The sequence below is a fragment of the Teredinibacter turnerae T7901 genome, assembly GCF_000023025.1.
Classification (GTDB): domain Bacteria; phylum Pseudomonadota; class Gammaproteobacteria; order Pseudomonadales; family Cellvibrionaceae; genus Teredinibacter; species Teredinibacter turnerae_B.
Genome location: NC_012997.1, coordinates 3,585,067 through 3,602,961, shown reverse-complemented (window position 1 = coordinate 3,602,961; position 17,895 = coordinate 3,585,067). Strand labels below are relative to the sequence as shown.

Annotated in this window: 15 protein-coding genes; 2 read left to right on the top strand and 13 right to left on the bottom strand. The window is 54.0% G+C overall.

Translation table 11 applies throughout. The features are described from left to right. Position 1: 1 nt before the first annotated feature. The 10 genes from TERTU_RS14380 to TERTU_RS14335 form a co-directional block, all read right to left on the bottom strand. Positions 2-1,609, bottom strand: a complete 1,608-nt coding sequence (locus TERTU_RS14380; protein ID WP_015819988.1) for a hydroxymethylglutaryl-CoA synthase — start codon at positions 1,607-1,609, stop codon at positions 2-4. Between the two features lie 27 nt (positions 1,610-1,636). Continuing rightward, positions 1,637-2,755 (bottom strand): adenosyl-hopene transferase HpnH, encoded by a 1,119-nt coding sequence (gene hpnH, locus TERTU_RS14375; protein ID WP_015820632.1) that lies wholly within the window; start codon positions 2,753-2,755, stop codon positions 1,637-1,639. 76 nt (positions 2,756-2,831) lie between these two features. Continuing rightward, a complete protein-coding gene (idi, locus tag TERTU_RS14370; protein ID WP_015819882.1) occupies positions 2,832-3,422 on the bottom strand; it encodes an isopentenyl-diphosphate Delta-isomerase in 591 nt (196 codons plus the stop codon). Between the two features lie 82 nt (positions 3,423-3,504). Continuing rightward, positions 3,505-4,461 carry a mevalonate kinase gene (gene mvk / locus TERTU_RS14365; RefSeq protein WP_015819381.1) on the bottom strand — a complete coding sequence of 319 codons (957 nt, stop codon included), beginning with the start codon at positions 4,459-4,461 and terminating at the stop codon, positions 3,505-3,507. Next, positions 4,458-5,756 carry a hydroxymethylglutaryl-CoA reductase, degradative gene (locus tag TERTU_RS14360; protein WP_015818836.1) on the bottom strand — a complete coding sequence of 433 codons (1,299 nt, stop codon included), beginning with the start codon at positions 5,754-5,756 and terminating at the stop codon, positions 4,458-4,460. Before TERTU_RS14360 ends, mvk begins: the two co-directional genes overlap by 4 nt. Beyond that, positions 5,749-6,789 carry a mevalonate kinase family protein gene (locus tag TERTU_RS14355; protein ID WP_015818261.1) on the bottom strand — a complete coding sequence of 347 codons (1,041 nt, stop codon included), beginning with the start codon at positions 6,787-6,789 and terminating at the stop codon, positions 5,749-5,751. Before TERTU_RS14355 ends, TERTU_RS14360 begins: the two co-directional genes overlap by 8 nt. Continuing rightward, entirely contained in the window at positions 6,789-7,796 is a 1,008-nt protein-coding gene (gene mvaD / locus TERTU_RS14350; protein WP_015817654.1) for a diphosphomevalonate decarboxylase, read from the bottom strand. Before mvaD ends, TERTU_RS14355 begins: the two co-directional genes overlap by 1 nt. Before the next feature lie 85 nt (positions 7,797-7,881). Continuing rightward, the gene (hpnA, locus tag TERTU_RS14345; RefSeq protein ID WP_015817017.1) at positions 7,882-8,907 is read right to left on the bottom strand and encodes a hopanoid-associated sugar epimerase; all 1,026 of its coding nucleotides are present in this window, start codon (positions 8,905-8,907) and stop codon (positions 7,882-7,884) included. Beyond that, on the bottom strand, positions 8,904-9,560 hold the full coding sequence (locus tag TERTU_RS14340; protein ID WP_015820659.1) for a phosphorylase family protein: 657 nt from the start codon (positions 9,558-9,560) through the stop codon (positions 8,904-8,906). The genes hpnA and TERTU_RS14340 overlap by 4 nt, the downstream gene beginning before the upstream one ends. 41 nt (positions 9,561-9,601) lie before the next feature. After that, positions 9,602-10,729: a phytoene/squalene synthase family protein gene (locus TERTU_RS14335; RefSeq protein ID WP_015820079.1), complete on the bottom strand. Its 1,128-nt coding sequence runs from the start codon at positions 10,727-10,729 to the stop codon at positions 9,602-9,604. Between the two features lie 164 nt (positions 10,730-10,893). Here TERTU_RS14335 and shc point away from each other — a divergent pair, with 164 nt between their 5' ends. Further along, complete coding sequence (gene shc / locus TERTU_RS14330; protein WP_015819476.1) at positions 10,894-12,909, top strand: squalene--hopene cyclase; 2,016 nt, start codon at positions 10,894-10,896, stop codon at positions 12,907-12,909. A 14-nt stretch (positions 12,910-12,923) separates the two neighbouring features. Here the strand turns inward: shc and TERTU_RS14325 are convergent, their stop codons facing one another. Further along, a complete protein-coding gene (locus TERTU_RS14325; protein WP_015818451.1) occupies positions 12,924-13,508 on the bottom strand; it encodes a YkoP family protein in 585 nt (194 codons plus the stop codon). 90 nt (positions 13,509-13,598) lie between these two features. On the opposite strand from TERTU_RS14325, the gene TERTU_RS14320 reads away from it, so the two are divergent. Then, positions 13,599-14,381 carry a ChbG/HpnK family deacetylase gene (locus TERTU_RS14320; protein ID WP_187148796.1) on the top strand — a complete coding sequence of 261 codons (783 nt, stop codon included), beginning with the start codon at positions 13,599-13,601 and terminating at the stop codon, positions 14,379-14,381. On the opposite strand, the gene TERTU_RS14315 is transcribed toward TERTU_RS14320, so the two are convergent. Both TERTU_RS14315 and TERTU_RS14310 read right to left on the bottom strand, forming a co-directional pair. After that, on the bottom strand, positions 14,345-15,037 hold the full coding sequence (locus TERTU_RS14315) for a LolA family protein (protein WP_015817952.1): 693 nt from the start codon (positions 15,035-15,037) through the stop codon (positions 14,345-14,347). The two genes, TERTU_RS14320 and TERTU_RS14315, sit on opposite strands and share 37 nt — an antisense overlap. Positions 15,038-15,536: 499 nt before the next feature. After that, positions 15,537-17,876, bottom strand: a complete 2,340-nt coding sequence (locus TERTU_RS14310; RefSeq protein WP_041590252.1) for an MMPL family transporter — start codon at positions 17,874-17,876, stop codon at positions 15,537-15,539. Positions 17,877-17,895: the final 19 nt, after the last annotated feature.

The following is a 17,895-nucleotide window of genomic DNA, read 5'->3' as shown; positions in this document are numbered from 1 at the left end:
GTTAGACTTCGTTAGTGACCTGGTTGAAAGAGTCGTTGTTTTTCTGGGACTTATCAGATTTCTCGCCAGATTTTGTGTTGGCGGATGCACCGAACCCGTAGTACTCGATACCGTCTTCATCAAAATCTCCACCGCTGTTTTTGCCAATGCGACTGATGAAAAACTCGCCCTCGGTGTCCATCGGCAGGTCTACCGGCTGGCGACCACTGTGCAGTGCTATATATTGGTTTTCGCTGAGGTCCACAGCGCCTTCAAACGCGGAAGCAAACCGAATTTTCTTGGCGTGTTCCTGCCAGCCTTCGACCACTTGCATCGGAATCGCTTCTGCGGCGTCGCCGCTGCCATAGCCCAAGGTTAAGATTTCCTGACCGGTGAGATCAACGCCTGACTGTTGCGCGTCCTCAAGTCCTGCAGCTATCCAGGCGGGCAGCGCGGCCGAGTAGAGGTTGCCTACGTTTTTCATCAGCTCGGAGCCCAGCGCCATCTTTTCCTGAATACGTTTGAATGACTCGAAGCGTGGCAAAACACGAATGGTCCGCATTGCTTTGGGAAACACGGGAGAATTCATTTTGCCTTGTTCAACCAGGTCGAACAGATTGCGGGCAGCGTTGAATTCTTCGATAACATCGTGGAATTTAACGCGTGCCGCATCGCAGTACTCCTTGAGTTCTGCGTGGTCCTCGGCTTTGCCCAGCGCCAGTGCGAACAAATAGCTGATCGCCAAGCCGGTTTCCGGCATCCGCGCGTAGGGGCGGTGAAGAAAAATCGCGCCCAACTGTTTCAGGTATTCGGCGCGGTCTAATCCGCACTTGTTGAACATATTATTGAGCGCGAGCAATACCGCGTCGATATAACAATTGGTGGAGTAATACCCGTTAAACACTGGAAAATCGCGCAGCTGTGTGTTGGTGCTGGCGTTCTGCTGCGCAAATCTTACAAACGGTTTGCGAAAATCCGGCCCGCGGTAGTCGGCGGAGGAGCCTGACTTCTGCAGTTTAATTTCGAGCAGCTTTGGTTTGGCCTCGAGCAGCATCGCAACAGCCCCGGCACCCTGAGTGGGCTCTCCGGTGGAACCGCGTTCGTATTCCGCAATGTCTGCTGCGACCACGATTGCTTTGGATTGCGCACCGTCGCACGCTAGAAAACGTGCAGCACCTTTAAGTGCATAAACGCCGCCCAGACAGGCGTGTTTGTATTCCGGTACTTCGCAATTGCGCGACAGTGCCGGCAACCCCAATTTTTTCAGCCCTTTATCGACGATGCCTTTGACGATTACAGCACCGGCGGAATTGTCGGTACTGGATTCGGTACCGAAGGCAAAGAATCCGACAGTACGTGGGTCGATGTTGTACTGCTTGATCAGTCTAAGAACGGCATTCGCCGCCATGGTGTAAACGTTCTGATGGTGGCCGCGCATGCGAAAGCTGTGGCCGACGACGTCCCGTAGTTTTTCCCAGCTTCCGTCTGTCCAGCCGCACCACTCCTCGAGATTGGTGCGATAGGGTGGCAGATAGGCAGCCAGTCCACTAATACCTACTGAATTCATCGTGTTCTCCATATTGTGCTCTAGGTACAACGCGGCCTTGCGAATGTTTTCGCTCCAGCTCATGTTCACTCACTGGAGCGATACTTACTGTCATACTTCGGTTACCGGTATCTTGTTGTTATCCCGTTTGGGGCCATTTTCGATGGCCAAGGGGCTAATAATATCAGGCTCAGGCGCCATTGACCCTTCCAGTTTTATGCCTTTCCATAAAACCTTAAGTGCCGCTAAAGGCCGCGCCAGAGTGTCGTCTACCGCAGTGCCTTCGTAGCCGCAATGCGCCATGCAGTTGTTGCATTTTGCATTGACGCCCACGCCGTAGTTCTCCCATGGGGTGGTGTCCATAAGTTCGGAAAAACTCGCGGCATAGCCTTCATCACTCAACAAGTAGCAAGGTTTTTGCCAACCGAACACATTGTACGTCACATTGCTCCACGGAGAGCACTGGTAGGATTGGTTTCCGGCCAGAAAATCCAGGAAATTGAGCGATTGGTTGAATTTCCAACGGGATTTACGCTGCCGGCCAAGGGAAAATATATCGCGGAACAGCTGCTTGGAACGCGACCGGCTCAAAAAGACATCCTGCCTTGGGGCCAGCTCATAGCTGTACCCCGGCGACAGGGTGATACCCTCAACCTGCAGTTCATTCATGGCGTAGTCAAAAAAATCGGCCACTTCGCCGGGGTTTTCACCGTTGAACAGAGTGCAGTTGATAGATACGCGGAACCCGCGGGCATGCAGCAATTTAATCGCCCGTGTAGCCACCTCGAATACGCCTTCACGACATACGGACTCATCGTGCCGCTGCTGGAGCCCATCCAGGTGTATCGAAAAGGTGAGATACGGGGAAGGGGTATATTTGTCGATGTGTTTTTCGAGTAGAAGCGCGTTTGTGCAGAGATAGACGTATTTTTTTCTCGCGACTATGCCGGCGATCAGTTCTGGCATCTCTCGGTGTATTAACGGTTCTCCGCCGGGAATAGAAACGATGGGTGCACCCGCTGCATCCACCGCGGCAAGAGCATCAGCGACGGACATCCGCCGCCGTAGAATATCTTCCGGGTAGGCAATTTTGCCGCAACCTGCGCACTCAAGATTGCATTGGAACAAGGGCTCCAGCATAAGTACCAGCGGGTAGCGCTTGCGCCCGATAAGCTTTTGCCGAACCAAATAACTGCCAACTTTGACTTGCTGTTTAAGCGGTACACCCATACTTCACCTCTAAACGTGGTAATCCTTGGTATGTGCTGGGCTGGCGATGCATCGCCTGGCGGCCCGCGTGGACAATTTAGCGCTTGGCGGTTAACACCTCGCTAAGTGTGACACCGTGAGACCGATGGATTTCTTCCCATTCAAGTTTGAACCAGGGAGTGAAATTCTGCGGTTGGGTCTCCAATTCATGATCCAGAGACGCTTTGCTGACGTAGCGCCACTCGCTGATTTCATGGGCATTTGTCGAAGGGGTGTCGTCGCTCACGCCGATATACACCCAGCAGAGTTCGTGCTCCGCGCCTGCATCCCCGAAGGTTGCCTGGTATTTGAATTTGTAAAGAAAGGTGAGTTCGGCGCGCAGGCCCAGTTCTTCCCATAAACGGCGGTGGCTGGCGTACTCCATCGTCTCGCCCTTTCGGGGATGGCTGCAACAGCTATTTGACCAGAAGTCGCCCCAAAGGCGTTTTTCTGAGGAACGCTTTTGCAACAGCAGGTCGCCATTGGAGTTAAAAATTAAGATCGAAAATGCCCGGTGAAGAACGCCATTGTTGTCGTGGCAGGACGCCTTGTCGGCAGCGCCAAGTTCTTCATCATCCTCGTTCACTAGAATGAGCAGGTCTTCGTCTGAGGAAACTACCGCATGTGGGTCGTGTGCTAACTCCTCCAAATCAAATCTCCTAACGGTTCTTAGTATTTGCTGGCATCGACGCTTGGCATGATGCGCATAGGTGTGTATCCGGCGTTGTTAATCACGGCCGAACACCCAGTGTTATGGTAAAGCACTGGACGCCAGCGTTCCGTAACGCCGCCAACACTTTTTCTTCCGACGCGCCTGGGGCAATTATAACTGCGCCACCGTCTCCGCTGCCGGTCAATTTTGCTCCCAGCGCGCCTTGCGACATTGCGAGAGAAATGACGTGTTCGATTTCATCACAGGAGACGCCGAGTGCTCGCAATTGCAGTTGATTCTCGGTCATCAGCTCGGCAACTTCAGCGAGCTCACCGTGTTGCAGGGCGTTGCTGGCCCGCGCAGTAATGTTGCCGATGGAGTCAAATATAGCGTCATATTTTTGTGGCTCTGCTGCGCGAGCCTTCGCCACCCGTTCTACGGTCGCTGCGGTAAACCCCTGCTTGCCGGAGAGCGCCACCAGGAGCCGAAACGGCTTAGCTAACTGAAGTGCTGAACACTGGGCCTGTTCGCCATTACGTTGGTAAAGCTGTATCCCGCCATATGTGGCGAGAGTGTTATCCAGGCCAGACGGCGAGCCGTGGGCGATTTTTTCGCAGCCAAACGCCAGCGTGTTGATGTCCTCGTCACTGAGGGGCCGTTTCGCATAGTCTGCCAACGCGCGAATAGAGGCTACTGCGACGGCGGCAGAGGCGCCGAGGCCGCTGGCGTGCGTGATGGTGGGATCTAGCTCCAGGCAAAAGCCCCTACTGGCAAGCTGAAATTTGTCCAGTAAAAATGCCAGGTAAGCCTCGAACAATTCTGTGCCGGGGCGATGCTCTCCCTGGCAGACGTCGACCGACCATTTGGGGATACTCACCCGGATTTCGTTCGGTGCGCTTTGTATGATTCGTGCACGCATAGCCTGCTGAATGCCGCCCGCAATTGCCGGCACACCGTAGACGACGGCGTGCTCGCCAAAAAGAATAACTTTGCCGCAGGCACTGTGCCAACGGGTGAGTGCGTTGTTGTCGCTCATGAACCGGTCTGTATTTGCTGAATAATCTGTTGCGCCGTTTCGATTTTTATTTCGCCGCTGGCAACCAACTGTTTAACCACTTCGTCGAAAATTTCACTGGGTGCGTTTGCGGCAAGTGCGACGCTGCGCGCGTGCAGCGTCATGTGCCCCTGCTGAATACCATTGCTCGCCAGTGCGCGCAGCGCGGCAAAGTTTTGCGCCAAGCCCACGGCAGCCATCAGTGAGGCCAATTCTTGCGCGCGGGAAATACCGAGTAACTTGAGGTTAGCCAGCACCGCAGGATTCGTTTGCAGCGAGCCGCCAACGGTGCCCACTTTGATTGGCATGGTGAGCTCGCCGTGTAAATCGCCGTTTTCGGTTTTGGTCCAGTGGCTCAGGGCGCGATACTGTCCGTCGCGCGCTGCATAAGCGTGAGCCGCGGCTTCGATGCTGCGCCAGTCGTTGCCCGTGGCCAATGCCAAAGCGTCTACGCCGTTCATAATGCCTTTATTGTGGGTTGTTGCCCGGTAGGGGTCCGCCAGTGCCAGGTCGCTGGCAAGAATAATACGGTCGCGTACTTGTTCGCCACTCCAGCCCGGTGCCGCCAACTGGCTGCAGGGCAGCGTAACCTCTGCCCGTGCCAGAGCTTCGTCCGCGAGATTCGATAGAATTTTAAGCACCGCTTCACCGCCACAAATAGTCTCCAACAGCGGCGCGACGGCTTCACAAACAGAATTCACCATGTTCGCACCCATAGCGTCCTGGGTATCGATGTGCAGGTGGACTACCAGCATCGCGCGGCCGCTGTGCTCACCATCATGGTGGTGGAAACTGATATCCCGCAGGCCGCCGCCCCGGGCCACCATATTGGGCATCGCCTGCTGAGCCGCCCTGGCGATGGACTCTTGTGCCGCGCGCAGCTTTTGCTCGGCGGCAAGAGGGTCGTCAAGCCCGGTGAGCTGCACCTGCCCGATCAGAATCGGTGAGCTGGCGGCGGCTTTAAAGCCGCCATTTTTTTCAGCCAGGAGTGCGGCAAAAGATAACGCTGCTACTACGGAAGGTTCTTCAACAACCAGAGGGACCTGATAAATCTGGCCGTTGAGCGGGAAGTTCACGGCGATCCCCTGCGGGAAGGCGAACCGGCCCACCACATTTTCGATCATCCGGTCTGCCGCGTTTTCCTGCAACACGGTGCCACCGTCTTGCCAGAACTGGTGTGTTTCGTGGTCGAAATACCCGGCATCGAACAGCGCCTGCAATCGCTCTTGCACGCTGAGTTTACGGAATTTTCTGTGGAGCGTTTTGCGGTTACTCATGTTGTTCTGTCGCTAAACCTAAATAGTCGATGGCCAGTGGCAGGGCCCGTACGCCATGCTCATCGAGCTGGGCCAGGAATTCTGTAAATTCAGATTTGTCGCTAGCCACCGCGAGGCCCAGATCCCCGCCACCCGCCCCGCAGGGTTTGTATGCCAGGTGGCGGTATTTGCGGCCAGTTATATAGAGCTGCTCGTGGCCATTGGCGAATATACCAAGCTGGCTGTCGCCATCAAATTCGTGCAGTGCATCGGTAAATTGGCGAAAATTTGCAACCATTTCGTTTGCAGTGCCGGCCGTTACAATCGCTCTGGATTGCGCTTCCAGCTGGCCCATGTGCTGTGCAAATCTCGCAGGGTGGTGCTCGCGCCATTGACTCAGCGATTGTAGGTATTTTGGGGTGGACGCGCTGGTACCGCTCCAAATAAAGGCCAGATGCGTTCCTTGGGGCAAGCGAAGTGGTTCCAAGGCGCAGTGCAGCTGCTGATTGCTAAATACGTGAGTGCCGCCGCATAGACTGGCAGCAACGTCTGCGCCGCTGCCTTGCTTGCCCTGAGCGGCACTGTGGGCTCTGTGAATTATCGGCCAGGCTTGCTCGCGAGATAGAACATCGCCAGACAGCGTCCAAAGTGCACCCGCCAGCGCAGTTGCTAGCGCACCGCTGGAACCTAGCCCGAGCTTATGCTGTTTGTCGAACAACGCGCGGCTGTCTATTTCCAGCGCCCAGCTATGGCTGCGCAGGAGATCTAGAGCACTTGGGATCTCTGCCAGTAAGGCATTACACAATTTTATCAGCAGCGCCAGAGCGGGCTCTGTGCTGACTAACTCGGTAGCTTGCCAGTGCAGCTGACAGGCCCCGTCGAGGAAGCCCGGGCACAACACGTTAATTTCTGCTTTACTGCTCGCCTGCGGCTTTAGTTGTAAGTTAATACGTCTGTCAACGCCTGCGACAAGAGCGGGCGCTCCTTGAAGTACGGCGTATTCACCGCACAGAATCACTTTCCCTGGCGCCGACGCGTGTAAGGTCTTTGTCATCAGTCCAGCAGCCTTGCCCCTTGACCGAGCTTGCAGCGGATGACCCGTTTGATACCGGCAAGTTCGCTCAGGCGTTGAGCGACAAGCTCGCCATAGCCGGGCGCACAGATTGCCTTGATTTGCGGGCCGGCATCAACCGTAAAAAACACGGGGGTGCCTTCCGCGCGCCAGCGCTGGATCGCGCGCATCGCATCCATGGTGGCGCCACTCCAGTACAGCAGTGCAGGGCGGGAGGCAAGCGCAAGCGCGTGCATTTTGAGGCAGCTGAATTCACTGAGTTCGGCCAGCTTGTCAAAATCCCGCGCCTTCACCAGGGCCTCTGCGTTTATCACATCGGCATCGTTACCTGCGATCCACGCTGAATAATAGGGGCTGGTATTGCGGGAGTTTTCCATCCCGGCGGTGGAGCCAATGGCTTTTTCTTCTTCAGAGACGACTCCCACACAGACTTCGAGCGGCCAGTGATCCGCCGGTGCGACGGGCTCTGCGTAGTTAGCACCGAACGGCGCTGGTTCCAGCTGCGCATGGGGAAGATAGATTTTGGCGAAGCCGCCGAATAAAGAGCGTGCCGCGGAACCAGACATGGCGCGGGCGAGTTTACTTTGCTGTTGCAGCGAGAGATTCAAATCCAATGCCTGGTTGGCGGCAACCACCAGCGCCGCAAAACCACTGGCAGACGAGGCCAGGCCCGCGCCAGTAGGAAAATTGTTGCTGGTGTCAATATGGCAAGGCGTTGTGATACCTGCTAACTGCCGCATCACGCTCAGAGCGGAAGAGATGCGTGGCAACTTGGCGGTGTCGGGCTTGCCGTTCAAGGTAAGGCGGTCGGTTTTGTAGGCGGTATCGAATGTAAGGGTGGTGCGGGTTGCCAGCTCATCCAGCGTGATTGAGAGTGAACTTACCGCAGGCTCGTTCGCTGTGGTGTTCTCCGCTTTGCCCCAGTATTTAATAAGCGCGATGTTGGGGTGAGCAATCGCTGTGGCTTGTCGTATGGCGTTGTCTGTCACTGTTTATCCGGCGTTCTGGTTTACGCAGTTGCTTTTACTTTTGGCACTGTTGAGCTTGTCTAAGTGCAGAGCGTTGGTGCTGATCTCAGGGGCTTGAGAAAACCGCGGGGTCAAGTGGTGCCCTGCGGATGTAGCCTTGCTGATGAAACCAGACCAAGGCATCGGCTATGGCCTCAATTGCAGGGCGGGGATGATACCCCAGTTGTGCCTGTGCTTTGGTATGGCTGAAGAACATTTTTTTTTCAGCCATGCGCACACCGTCCAGCGGAATCATCGGTGGTTGCCCGCTTATTCGGGCGATTGCTTCGTTGACGACCGCCAGCGGTTTGATCCAGTTTGGCGACAATTCGACCCGTGGAGCCCTGCGCCCGGTGAGCTTCGCGATTATCGCCAGAATGTCTCTCAGCAACAAATTTTCGCCAGCAAGAATGTAATTTTCGCCAGTGTTGCCGTGTTCATAGGCCAGGAGATGACCCTGCGCAACATCGTCTACATGGGCGATATTGAGCCCAGTGTCCAAATAGGCGGGCATTTTACCATTAGCAGAGTCGACCAGTATTTTGCCGGTGGGCGTTGGTTTGATGTCTCTTGGTCCGACAGGTGCGCTCGGGCTCACCAGAACAATCGGCGCGCCCTCTGCGCAGAGATTTTCTATCGCTTGTTGGGCGAGAAACTTGGAGCGCTTGTAGTGGCCCACCATGTCGCCGAGTTCGCCGCGATGGCTTTCATTGTGGATTTGGCCCTGTGCGGAGGCTTTAAGTGTGGCGACGCTGGAGGTGTACACCACGCGTTCCACACCACAGGCAAGTGCCGCGCGCATCAGCGCCAAAGAACCGTCGACGTTGGCGGCGTACATGGCTGCAGGGTCGCGCACCCACAAGCGATAGTCGGCTGCGACGTGAAACAGCACGTCGCAGCCAGTGGCGGCGTGCGCCAGGGTAGACGGTTTGGTGAGGTCGCCAATCACCTGCTCTGTCGCCAATCCTTCGAGATTGGGGTTGTCGGCGTGTCGGCAAAGCACGCGCACCGCTGTGCCTTGTTGCAGTAGCGCGCGGGCGACGGCATTACCGAGAAATCCACTGGCGCCAGTAACAAGCGCTTTGTTAATCATTGTTGATGCACATGCTCCGCAATCATTTTCGGTAATTCTGCACCCACTGCAGCTAAGCTGCGTAGCGCTATTCGGTATTTTCGGTTGAGCATAAAAAGGTCAGTCAGCAGGGTGGGACGTCTTACCACGCTCGCGAGTAAGGCGAACGGATTAACCCTTGAATTTTCACCCATGAGCCACACGAGTTCAGCCGGTAGGTTATCCTCAGCTTGATCACAAATGACCCGCATACAGAAAAAGGGTTTCTGCGCATGTTGCGCTACCGCGGCAACAGCAGACGATTCCATATCGACAGCATGAGCGCTCCAGTTAGCTCCCAGCGCCAGTTTGTCTGCCGCGTGAATAACGGGGGTGTTTACGCAAAGCTGGGTCGCGGTTGGATAGTTGCTCGTCAGGCTATTGCAGCTGTAGGTTATGTTATCGGGAATCTGGATAACCTGAACAATGCTCAGCGCTTGCCCGCTGCACAGTGATGTGTCGAGCGCACCGGATATCCCAAAACTCAGCAAGGCATCTGCCCCTCCCGCGATAAGGGACTCAGCCGCGTTGGTAGCATTGCGAGCACCTACGCCGCAGCAAATGGCTCGGTCGCGCAAGCTTGAAGGCAAGCATGAATACTCAGTGGCCAGGGCCGTAATAATTCCAAAGTTCACAAAAAATATCGGCACCTGGTGGTCTGTGCATGTAGCGTTTGTTAGTGCATGGTTGATTGCATTTTATGCATTGCTCGGGTGTGCTCGACACCAGAGATCGGCGCGAACGGTAAACCCATTCCCAGCATTTTGAAAATCACACGTTGCGCCGTATTACTGCTGGCTGAGGACGCAATAACCTGGGTAATTAACAGCATGCGCGCGCGCGACATTTTGACTGTTTTACCATGGTAATAGGCGGAAGAGGTAAATACTTTTTGCAAGGTCGGTAACGCCAGGCCGACAGCCCAGAGACAAAAAATCCGAATGCCCTTGTGTCTTGCCGGAATACACAAGCTGTAGTCGAGTGCATTTTGCAGGTGGCCATGAGCGATACTGATGAGCTGGCCCTGACAATTACGGAATAAAGCAGTGTTGTGGTTAGGTGCAAGTTCGTCAAGATTAAAACCACCTGCACCATAAATGTCCCTTGGCAGCCAGCAAAATCCGCGTTCGAGATCATCCCACACGTCTTTAATAATATTGGTCATTTGCAGGCCTTGGCCAAACGATGTGCTGAGTTTGTCCAGTCTATCTCGTTGCAGCGCAATGTCTTCTGCAAAATCACAAAACAGACCGGTCAGCATTTCACCAACAACCCCGGCAACAAAGTAACAGTAGGCATCGAGTTCAGCTAACGACTCAAGACCTCGGTGAGCACCGGGTTGATAATCCGGCATTCCCGCGCACATTTTTTTTACGCAAGTTGCGATGATATTTTGCGTGGTGGTGGGCAAGGCGAGAAAAATGCGAATGACCTGGTCTGCATCGGCGACCAGATCACGCTCCACGGGGTCGGTTTGTAACGATAACGCCGCGCTTGCCAAACGACAAAAAGTTGCAGGTGGAGCCTTGCCTTCCAGTGCCGCAATAAAAAACCCGTATAAATCACGGGTGGCATCTGCGGAAATTTCTGGGTCGTCTTCTAATGTGTCTGCTATTCGACATAAAAGGTATGCATTGGTAACTGCGAGACATAAAAATTCTGGCAGTTGCGGAATTGTGAGTGCAAAGGAGCGTGAAACCTGGGGCAGCATTGTGTTTTGAAAATGCTGTTCGGACGCGAGTCGCGTTTTTACGTCATTCAACACATTGGCATGTGTATTCTCATTGCTGCGAACCGTTGCCATAATTGACATCCCTTCTGAATTTTGGCGTGATCTGTGCGTAATCCGCGTCTAATCACAACCCACCGAAATATGAGCTAGCAATGCCAAACAGTATACATGAATCTGTATTCTCAATACTTTACACTGGGTTCACCTTTTAGCTTGGGGGAGCTCACGTAACGGTTATGGAAATTCAGGATGAAGTCGATCTTCTAGAACCGCAGGAAAGTCTTACAGCCTCTGCTGATTCGGCTGTTGACCGGGCGCTATTCTGGTTGTTGGATGCGCAGTACGAAGACGGTTATTGGGCGGGGATACTCGAGTCAAATGCCTGCATGGAAGCTGAATGGCTTTTGTGTTTTCATGTGCTGGGGATTGCCAACCATCCAATGAGTCGCGGACTTGTGCAAGGTTTGTTGCAACGTCAGCGCGCGGACGGCTCGTGGGATGTGTATTATGGCGCGCGCGCTGGCGACATTAACACCACTGTCGAGGTATACGCGGCTTTGCGTTGTCAGGGCTATGCCGCCGATCATCCGGATATCAAACGCGCGCGCGATTGGATTCAATTGCAAGGTGGCGTTAAACAGGTGCGGGTGTTTACGCGATTCTGGTTGGCGCTAATTGGCGAGTGGCCGTGGGAGGAAACCCCCAATCTGCCGCCGGAAATTCTTTTTTTTCCGCGATGGTTTCCGTTCAATATTTATCATTTTGCTGCCTGGGCGCGGGCCACTCTGGTGCCTTTGTGTATTCTCAGTGCGCGCCGTATGGTCGTGCCATTAAATAAAAAATCGTGTTTACAGGAATTGTTTCCGGAAGACAGGTCCGCGGTTGTTGCTCTGGGCAAAAAAGCGGGCGCCTGGTCGACGTTTTTTTATCACGCAGATCGCGCACTAAAAAAATACCAACGAACGTTTAAACGCCCACCTGGGCGACAACAGGCGATAAAAATGTGCCTCGAATGGATTCTTCGTCGTCAGGATGCTGATGGTGCCTGGGGAGGGATTCAGCCGCCTTGGATATATAGTTTGATGGCGTTAAAAGCCGAAGGTTATCCTGTTACTCATCCGGTGATGGCGAAAGGTCTTGCCGCACTTGATGCACATTGGTCTTACGAGAGGCCGGGGGGGGCGCGCTTCGTTCAAGCTTGCGAAAGTCCGGTATGGGATACATTGTTAAGTTCTTTTGCGTTATTGGATTGTGGGTTTAGCTGTACGTCCTCTTCTGAATTGCGAAAAGCTGTTGATTGGATTCTGGATCAACAGGTCCTGCTGCCTGGCGACTGGCAACAGAAATTGCCGACGGTTTCGCCCGGTGGCTGGGCATTTGAGCGGGCGAACGTGCATTATCCTGATGTGGACGATACGGCAGTTGCACTAATCGTGCTCGCCAAAGTACGACCCGATTACCCCGATACCGCACGCGTAAATCTGGCGATTGAACGCGGTTTAAACTGGTTATTTGCGATGCAGTGTCGCAACGGCGGCTGGGGTGCATTCGATAAAGACAACGATAAAGACCTGCTCACTAAGATCCCGTTTAGCGATTTTGGTGAAACAATAGATCCCGCCAGTGTTGACGTCACTGCACACGTGCTGGAAGCGCTCGGGTTGCTGGGCTATCGGACAACCCACCCTGCCGTCGCCAAGGCGCTAGAATTTATTCGCAGTGAACAGGAGAACGACGGCTGCTGGTTTGGCCGTTGGGGGGTGAATTATATCTACGGTACGGCAGCCGTGTTACCCGCGCTGGCGTCGCTTAACATGAATATGAATCAGGAGTTTATTCGTCGCGCTGCCAATTGGATTTTAGGCAAACAAAACAACGATGGTGGTTGGGGTGAGTCCTGTGCATCCTACATGGACGATACTCAACGCGGGCGGGGGCCGAGTACTGCATCGCAAACGGCCTGGGCGATGATGAGTTTGCTCGCTGTCGATGGCGGGACTTACGCAGAATCCTTGTTGCGTGCTGAAGCTTATTTGAAAACCACCCAAACCCCAGAGGGTACCTGGGATGAGCCCTATTACACGGGAACTGGATTTCCGGGCTACGGCATTGGTCGTCGGGAAATAAAACGTCAACGGTCGTTGCAACAGCATGCGGAACTCAGCCGAGGCTTTATGATTAACTACAACCTCTACCGTCACTATTTTCCGTTAATGGCACTTGGCAGGCTGGCTGCGCTGCGAGGGGCCTGAATTTGTCGAAGACGTCACGATTGCGGCTTTGGGCGGTAGTGATGCGCGATAAACGTTTGCCTGTCGGCCCAAAATTCGACCCGGTGCATCGTGAACGGATTTTTGTTACCAACGCCATCGGGGTTAAAAGTCCAGATAATCAACCAGGTGTATAGGTTCTCCCAAAAATGGCTCCATGGCCTGGTGCTCTGCGGTATGCAGAGGTGAAAGCCAAGCCGGCGCCATATTTTTTCACCGCCGCCATGCTGGCCGGACAAAACCAAGGGGGTTGAGCCGCCGATAAATTCCACGTGATTAAAACGCGGGTCGTTCACGAGTTGAAAGGCAAGCTCCTGAAAGGAATCGCGTAGCATGGTCGCGCTTTTCGCCGCCCATGCGATAGGAGATTTTGCCAATTTTTGTGATGGCACATGCTCGTTCCAAAAGTGGATTTCCAGAAGGTGTGAACCCGGGCTAATTGCACTTTTATTTACCGGAATAGGTTGCTTGTTGGTAGTGAATCCCACCCGGATCAAAGCGTTGGGGTGCACCCAAAATTCAAAGATGCCCTGTTTTTCTCGCAAGTGCTTGTCGATGGTTTTTATCAGCTTTCGCAGCACGCTTATTCCTCTAGGATCGATTTGTTGGCACTATATAGCCAGATCGCTGTTTACCAATTTACAACACCTAAAAAACAACCACAAAAAGCAATGACTAGTTCAACGGTAAGTCTGGAGTTTCACTTTATTGCTGATGATTTTGGCAGAGATGAAGCGACAAATCAGGCCATGATCCACTGTCATCAAAACGGCATACTGTCCGGCGTCGCACTGATGATGGGGCAATCAGCCAGCGCCGCCGCTGTCAGTATGGCCAAAGAAAACCCACACCTGGATATAGGCTGGCATTTTCATGTTGTCGATAGCCAGCCATTAACTCAACCACAGTGGCCCTGGCGAACACCTGCCCAAGCCGGCTTCGCTATAGGCTTTTCGTCCGCGGCCCGAGCACTTGTCCGGCGTGAAATAGCTGCCCAATGGCAGGCATTTAAAGCCAGCGGCTTACACTGTGCTTTTATTAACGCCCATCACCATATGTTAATACATCCGTTTATTCGCCGAGCGTTACTCGATCACGTGAGAGCGGAGTTTAGTGGCTGGTTGCGCTGGGGGCAGCCAAAGTTTTTCTCTGCACCGAACCGGGGTTATATCGTGTTGGATCGACTGCTTCAGCGACCACAGGCTAGCGCGATGCCTTGCCAAATTAGTCAGTCGCTGTGGGGGATTGATCGCACATTTAAGATGCAATCCGATGAAGTTAGCGGGCAAATCCAACATTTAATCGACTGCGGTGAAACCGGCCTGCACGAATTTATGTTTCACCCACGTCACTCAAACGATATGGATACCCAGTGCCTGCTTGAACTGGCAAAAATACTTCCCCGCAAACACCCGGATTATTTTCCCCCACTCAGTGGTTCAGTGATCGAATAGCCACTGAGATCTATGTCGAGTTTTTCCTTAGGGAAGGGCACGTTGTACTGTGCATTGTGAAATTCATTCGTCAGCACCGAACCATCGCCAAAGTAAAGGTGGGTGGCTTTAAGCTGCATGCTGGAAGTGTCCACCTCCAGGCTGACTTTATCTAACAACTTTCTTGCTAATACCGCCGCAGGCTGCAATTGAAATTCGATTACGGGGTTGTCTGCAGAAGGGGTTAGTGGTTCGCTGTTGAGTAGCGTGTACTGTTGGCGAAACTGCTTGGCGTCGCTGGGAAATCCCACCTCTAACAACAGCAATATTTGTCGCATCGCCGGGTCGGTAATATTCGCGAACGGGTATTTTTCTGCCTGTTTTAATTTGGGATATGCGATCACCAGCTGTTCAGCGTTTCGCACTGCAAGTGTTCGCACCGGCGTGCCCAATTGCCAGCGAAACCGGTTCGGCTTGATAAACCATAGCTCGCCTTCCTGGCGCAGTGGTCTGGTGAGATTTTTTATATGCCGGATTTGTACAACATCTGCGTGCCAATGTTCTATTTTTGCCTGGTGGGCGAGCCATTTGTCCAGCAAGTCTGGCGACGACTGACTGGTCTGGCAGAGTGTCAGCGCAAGGCATATAAAAATTTTGGCGGGCAGGTAGCGTACCATGGTATTTCCTTTTTACGACTGGCTTCGTAGCTGGCTGAATGCGATTGTTGTGTAAGGTGCTTGTCTAGGGCCTGTTAACACTAATTCGATTCATTCTGTTGCGGCTAAAATTTCGCTATCGAGTGATGCGGCACCCCGACGTTTGGAGCGCAGGTTGTTCGGCATATCCCTATGCCTCACCCCTACGGGGTTACACGCTAAAACGCTCCCGGCGTTTTAGTGGTTGTTCCAAATGAGCGATAAACAACGCTGAGAGCGGGATTTTAGCCGCAACCCGCAGGGCTGGGCCTGTATTTCCAGGCTGATGCGTTATTTTTCGCTCGTTTAGCCCGCTAAACAACGCCAAAAATGCCTTTCATCCTGAAAATACAGGCTCCAGCAGAGCGAATTGAATTAGTGTTAACAGGCCCTAGTAAGGCGATTCTCAGTAAGCCGATTGTTGAGTGCAGCCGCAGTTGGCGACGTCTTTTTCTCGCATATTAATGATTTCCGGTATCTGTCATTGTGATCTGCCATTCACTCTGTGCAGGGTTATCCACCAGGCGGGCAATAGAAAAACGGCGCATGCGGCGAGAATCACGATACCTAGCGCGGTGACTTTACCGAGGCTGGCGATTCCCGCGTTAGTTCCCAGGCCGAGGCTGGCAAATGCCACAGCGGTTGAGCCCGCACAGAGCAAAATCGCGCGGCCAACCGATTGGAACACCCGTGAGAGGTTTCCTTTCTCGCGCTTCAGGGCCAGTTGAATGTGAATGCTGTAGTCGACTCCAGCGCCCAGCAGCAACGGAAGTGCGGTGAGATTCATGATGTTCCAAGACCAACCCAGCAGTGCCATGCACGCACTCAGGATTAACCCGCCCAGCACAAAACAGAAAAGGCTGAGGACCACGTCCAGCCAGTGGCGAAAGGCCAGTGCGAGCAAACACAACAACACGACTATCATCGGTAACAGCACGTTGAGCGCATCCTGGATCATGGTGGCGGTGAGTTCGTCGGCGAGCAAGGCCCACCCCGCTATCGCCACCCCGGGTATCTGTTGTAGCTGTTTTACCAATGCAGATCGCGTGGTCTTGTCGAGTGTTGTTGAGCTGGACAATTGTGCCATGGCGAACCAACCCTCGTCGGTATGGCTCGCGAATTGTGAAAACAGCCACTGATTCGCCGGGTGAGCGGGCCACAGCGGATGGCTCGCGCTGGGGGCTGCCGCGTTAGCGAAGCTTTGCCAGTGGTGCATGATTTCTGCTGTAAGCAACAGGGAATCGGTATTAAAACCGGCATCGACCGCAGCCCGTTGGAACTCTGTCAGGCGTGTTGCCAGGTTCGCGAGCGGCTGGCGATTGGCCCTCTGGTGGGCGGGGTTCGGCCAAAGAGCGGTGGGAAGATTCGCGTTGATTGCGGGGAAGTCGTCGGCCAATTGCCGTTGGCTTTGGTCCAGAGCGTGAGCAATTTGCTGCGCGTCTGGCGCCGTAAATATCAGCCATTGTTCGCTCGCTGAGGCAGCCAGTCGCTGCTGAATATGGTCGTGTGTCGCCTGTGCGGCGTTGTTGGCAAACTGCAATTTATCGACCTGGGTCTCCAGTGTCGGGGGGCGCATAAAGGTTGTGAGTAAGCTGCCTAAAAGCAAAGTGGCTGAGGTGGCGATAGCGATTTTGGTGGGCAACGCTGGTGCGGCAGGCAACGTTATGGGACGTGCTGGCGTGCGTACCACCGCAGGAAGAAAACCGTAGAGCACCGTGGTTGCCGCTATCAGAATTCCCAGTGCGACTAACAGGCCGAGCTGAGCCAGTCCTGGGAGGTTACTGCGGGTCAGCAGAAAAAAAGCGCAGGCCGTGGTAAACGCAGCCCAGAAAATACTCGGTTGCAGTTTGCGTCGCAGTTCGCTTGCCGATAAGCGGCTCTCAGTCTGAAAATGCTGGTATACGAGCAGGCCATAATCAACGGCAAGGCCCATAAGCAATGCGGCAAACCCGAGACTGACCGCGTGAATCTCTCCCAGTAATGCGGCTCCCAGCAGCAGTGTCACCGCCAGACTGAGCCCAAGCGTCAGGGCCAGCCATAGCAGCGGCCCCACGCGCCGGTACGCCAGCCAAAAGAGCCCGAGAATAATTATTAAGGTACCAACGGCGGCAAGACTCAAGTCCCGCACCAGTTGGGAGCCAAACTCCACGATATAGACAGGGTTCCCTGTCATTGAAATGGTCGTGGAAACGGGAAGCTCACCTGCGTCTCTGAGCCGCGCAATTTCGCTATTGATGCCGTCCAACCAACTTTTATAACCCCAAAAATCGCCTTCGGTGTGCGGGTAATCGAGATACATCACGCGCAGGCGGCCATCCGTGGAGGCGAAGGGGTTATAGGCACTGTTCTGAAACTGGCTGGCGACCTGTGTCAGCCCGAGTGGATCATTAGCCAGGCGCGCCACGTCAGCGGCATTAAAAGAGGAGGCAAGCTGTTCAAGGGTTTTATCGAGTTGTGTGTTAACGGCTTTGGGTTGTAACCGCTTAGTCAGCTCGTTCACCGCCTCAGGTGGCTGACTGAGCCATATCAGGGCAAGAATTTCGGCGTAGGCCTCTGGGGAATCCTGCAATGGGTTTTGCCAAACCGGGGCGCGGCTTAACCTTGCGCGCTGAAGCGACTTGGCCAATTTAGGCATGGCGGCGTCCAGGGTATCTGGGTTCTCATCCTCAATGGCAAGTATTACCGCCTCGCTCGCGCCGAAATTCTGTTGGTAACGCTGTAACGCGGTTACCGTACTAGAGTCTTTGGGCAGCAGGGAGAATATGTCCGCATTAAAAGCGACTGGCGTCGTTAGCAGTAGTACCGCTAGCACGCCCAGCATTGCCAACCAGAATCGCCAT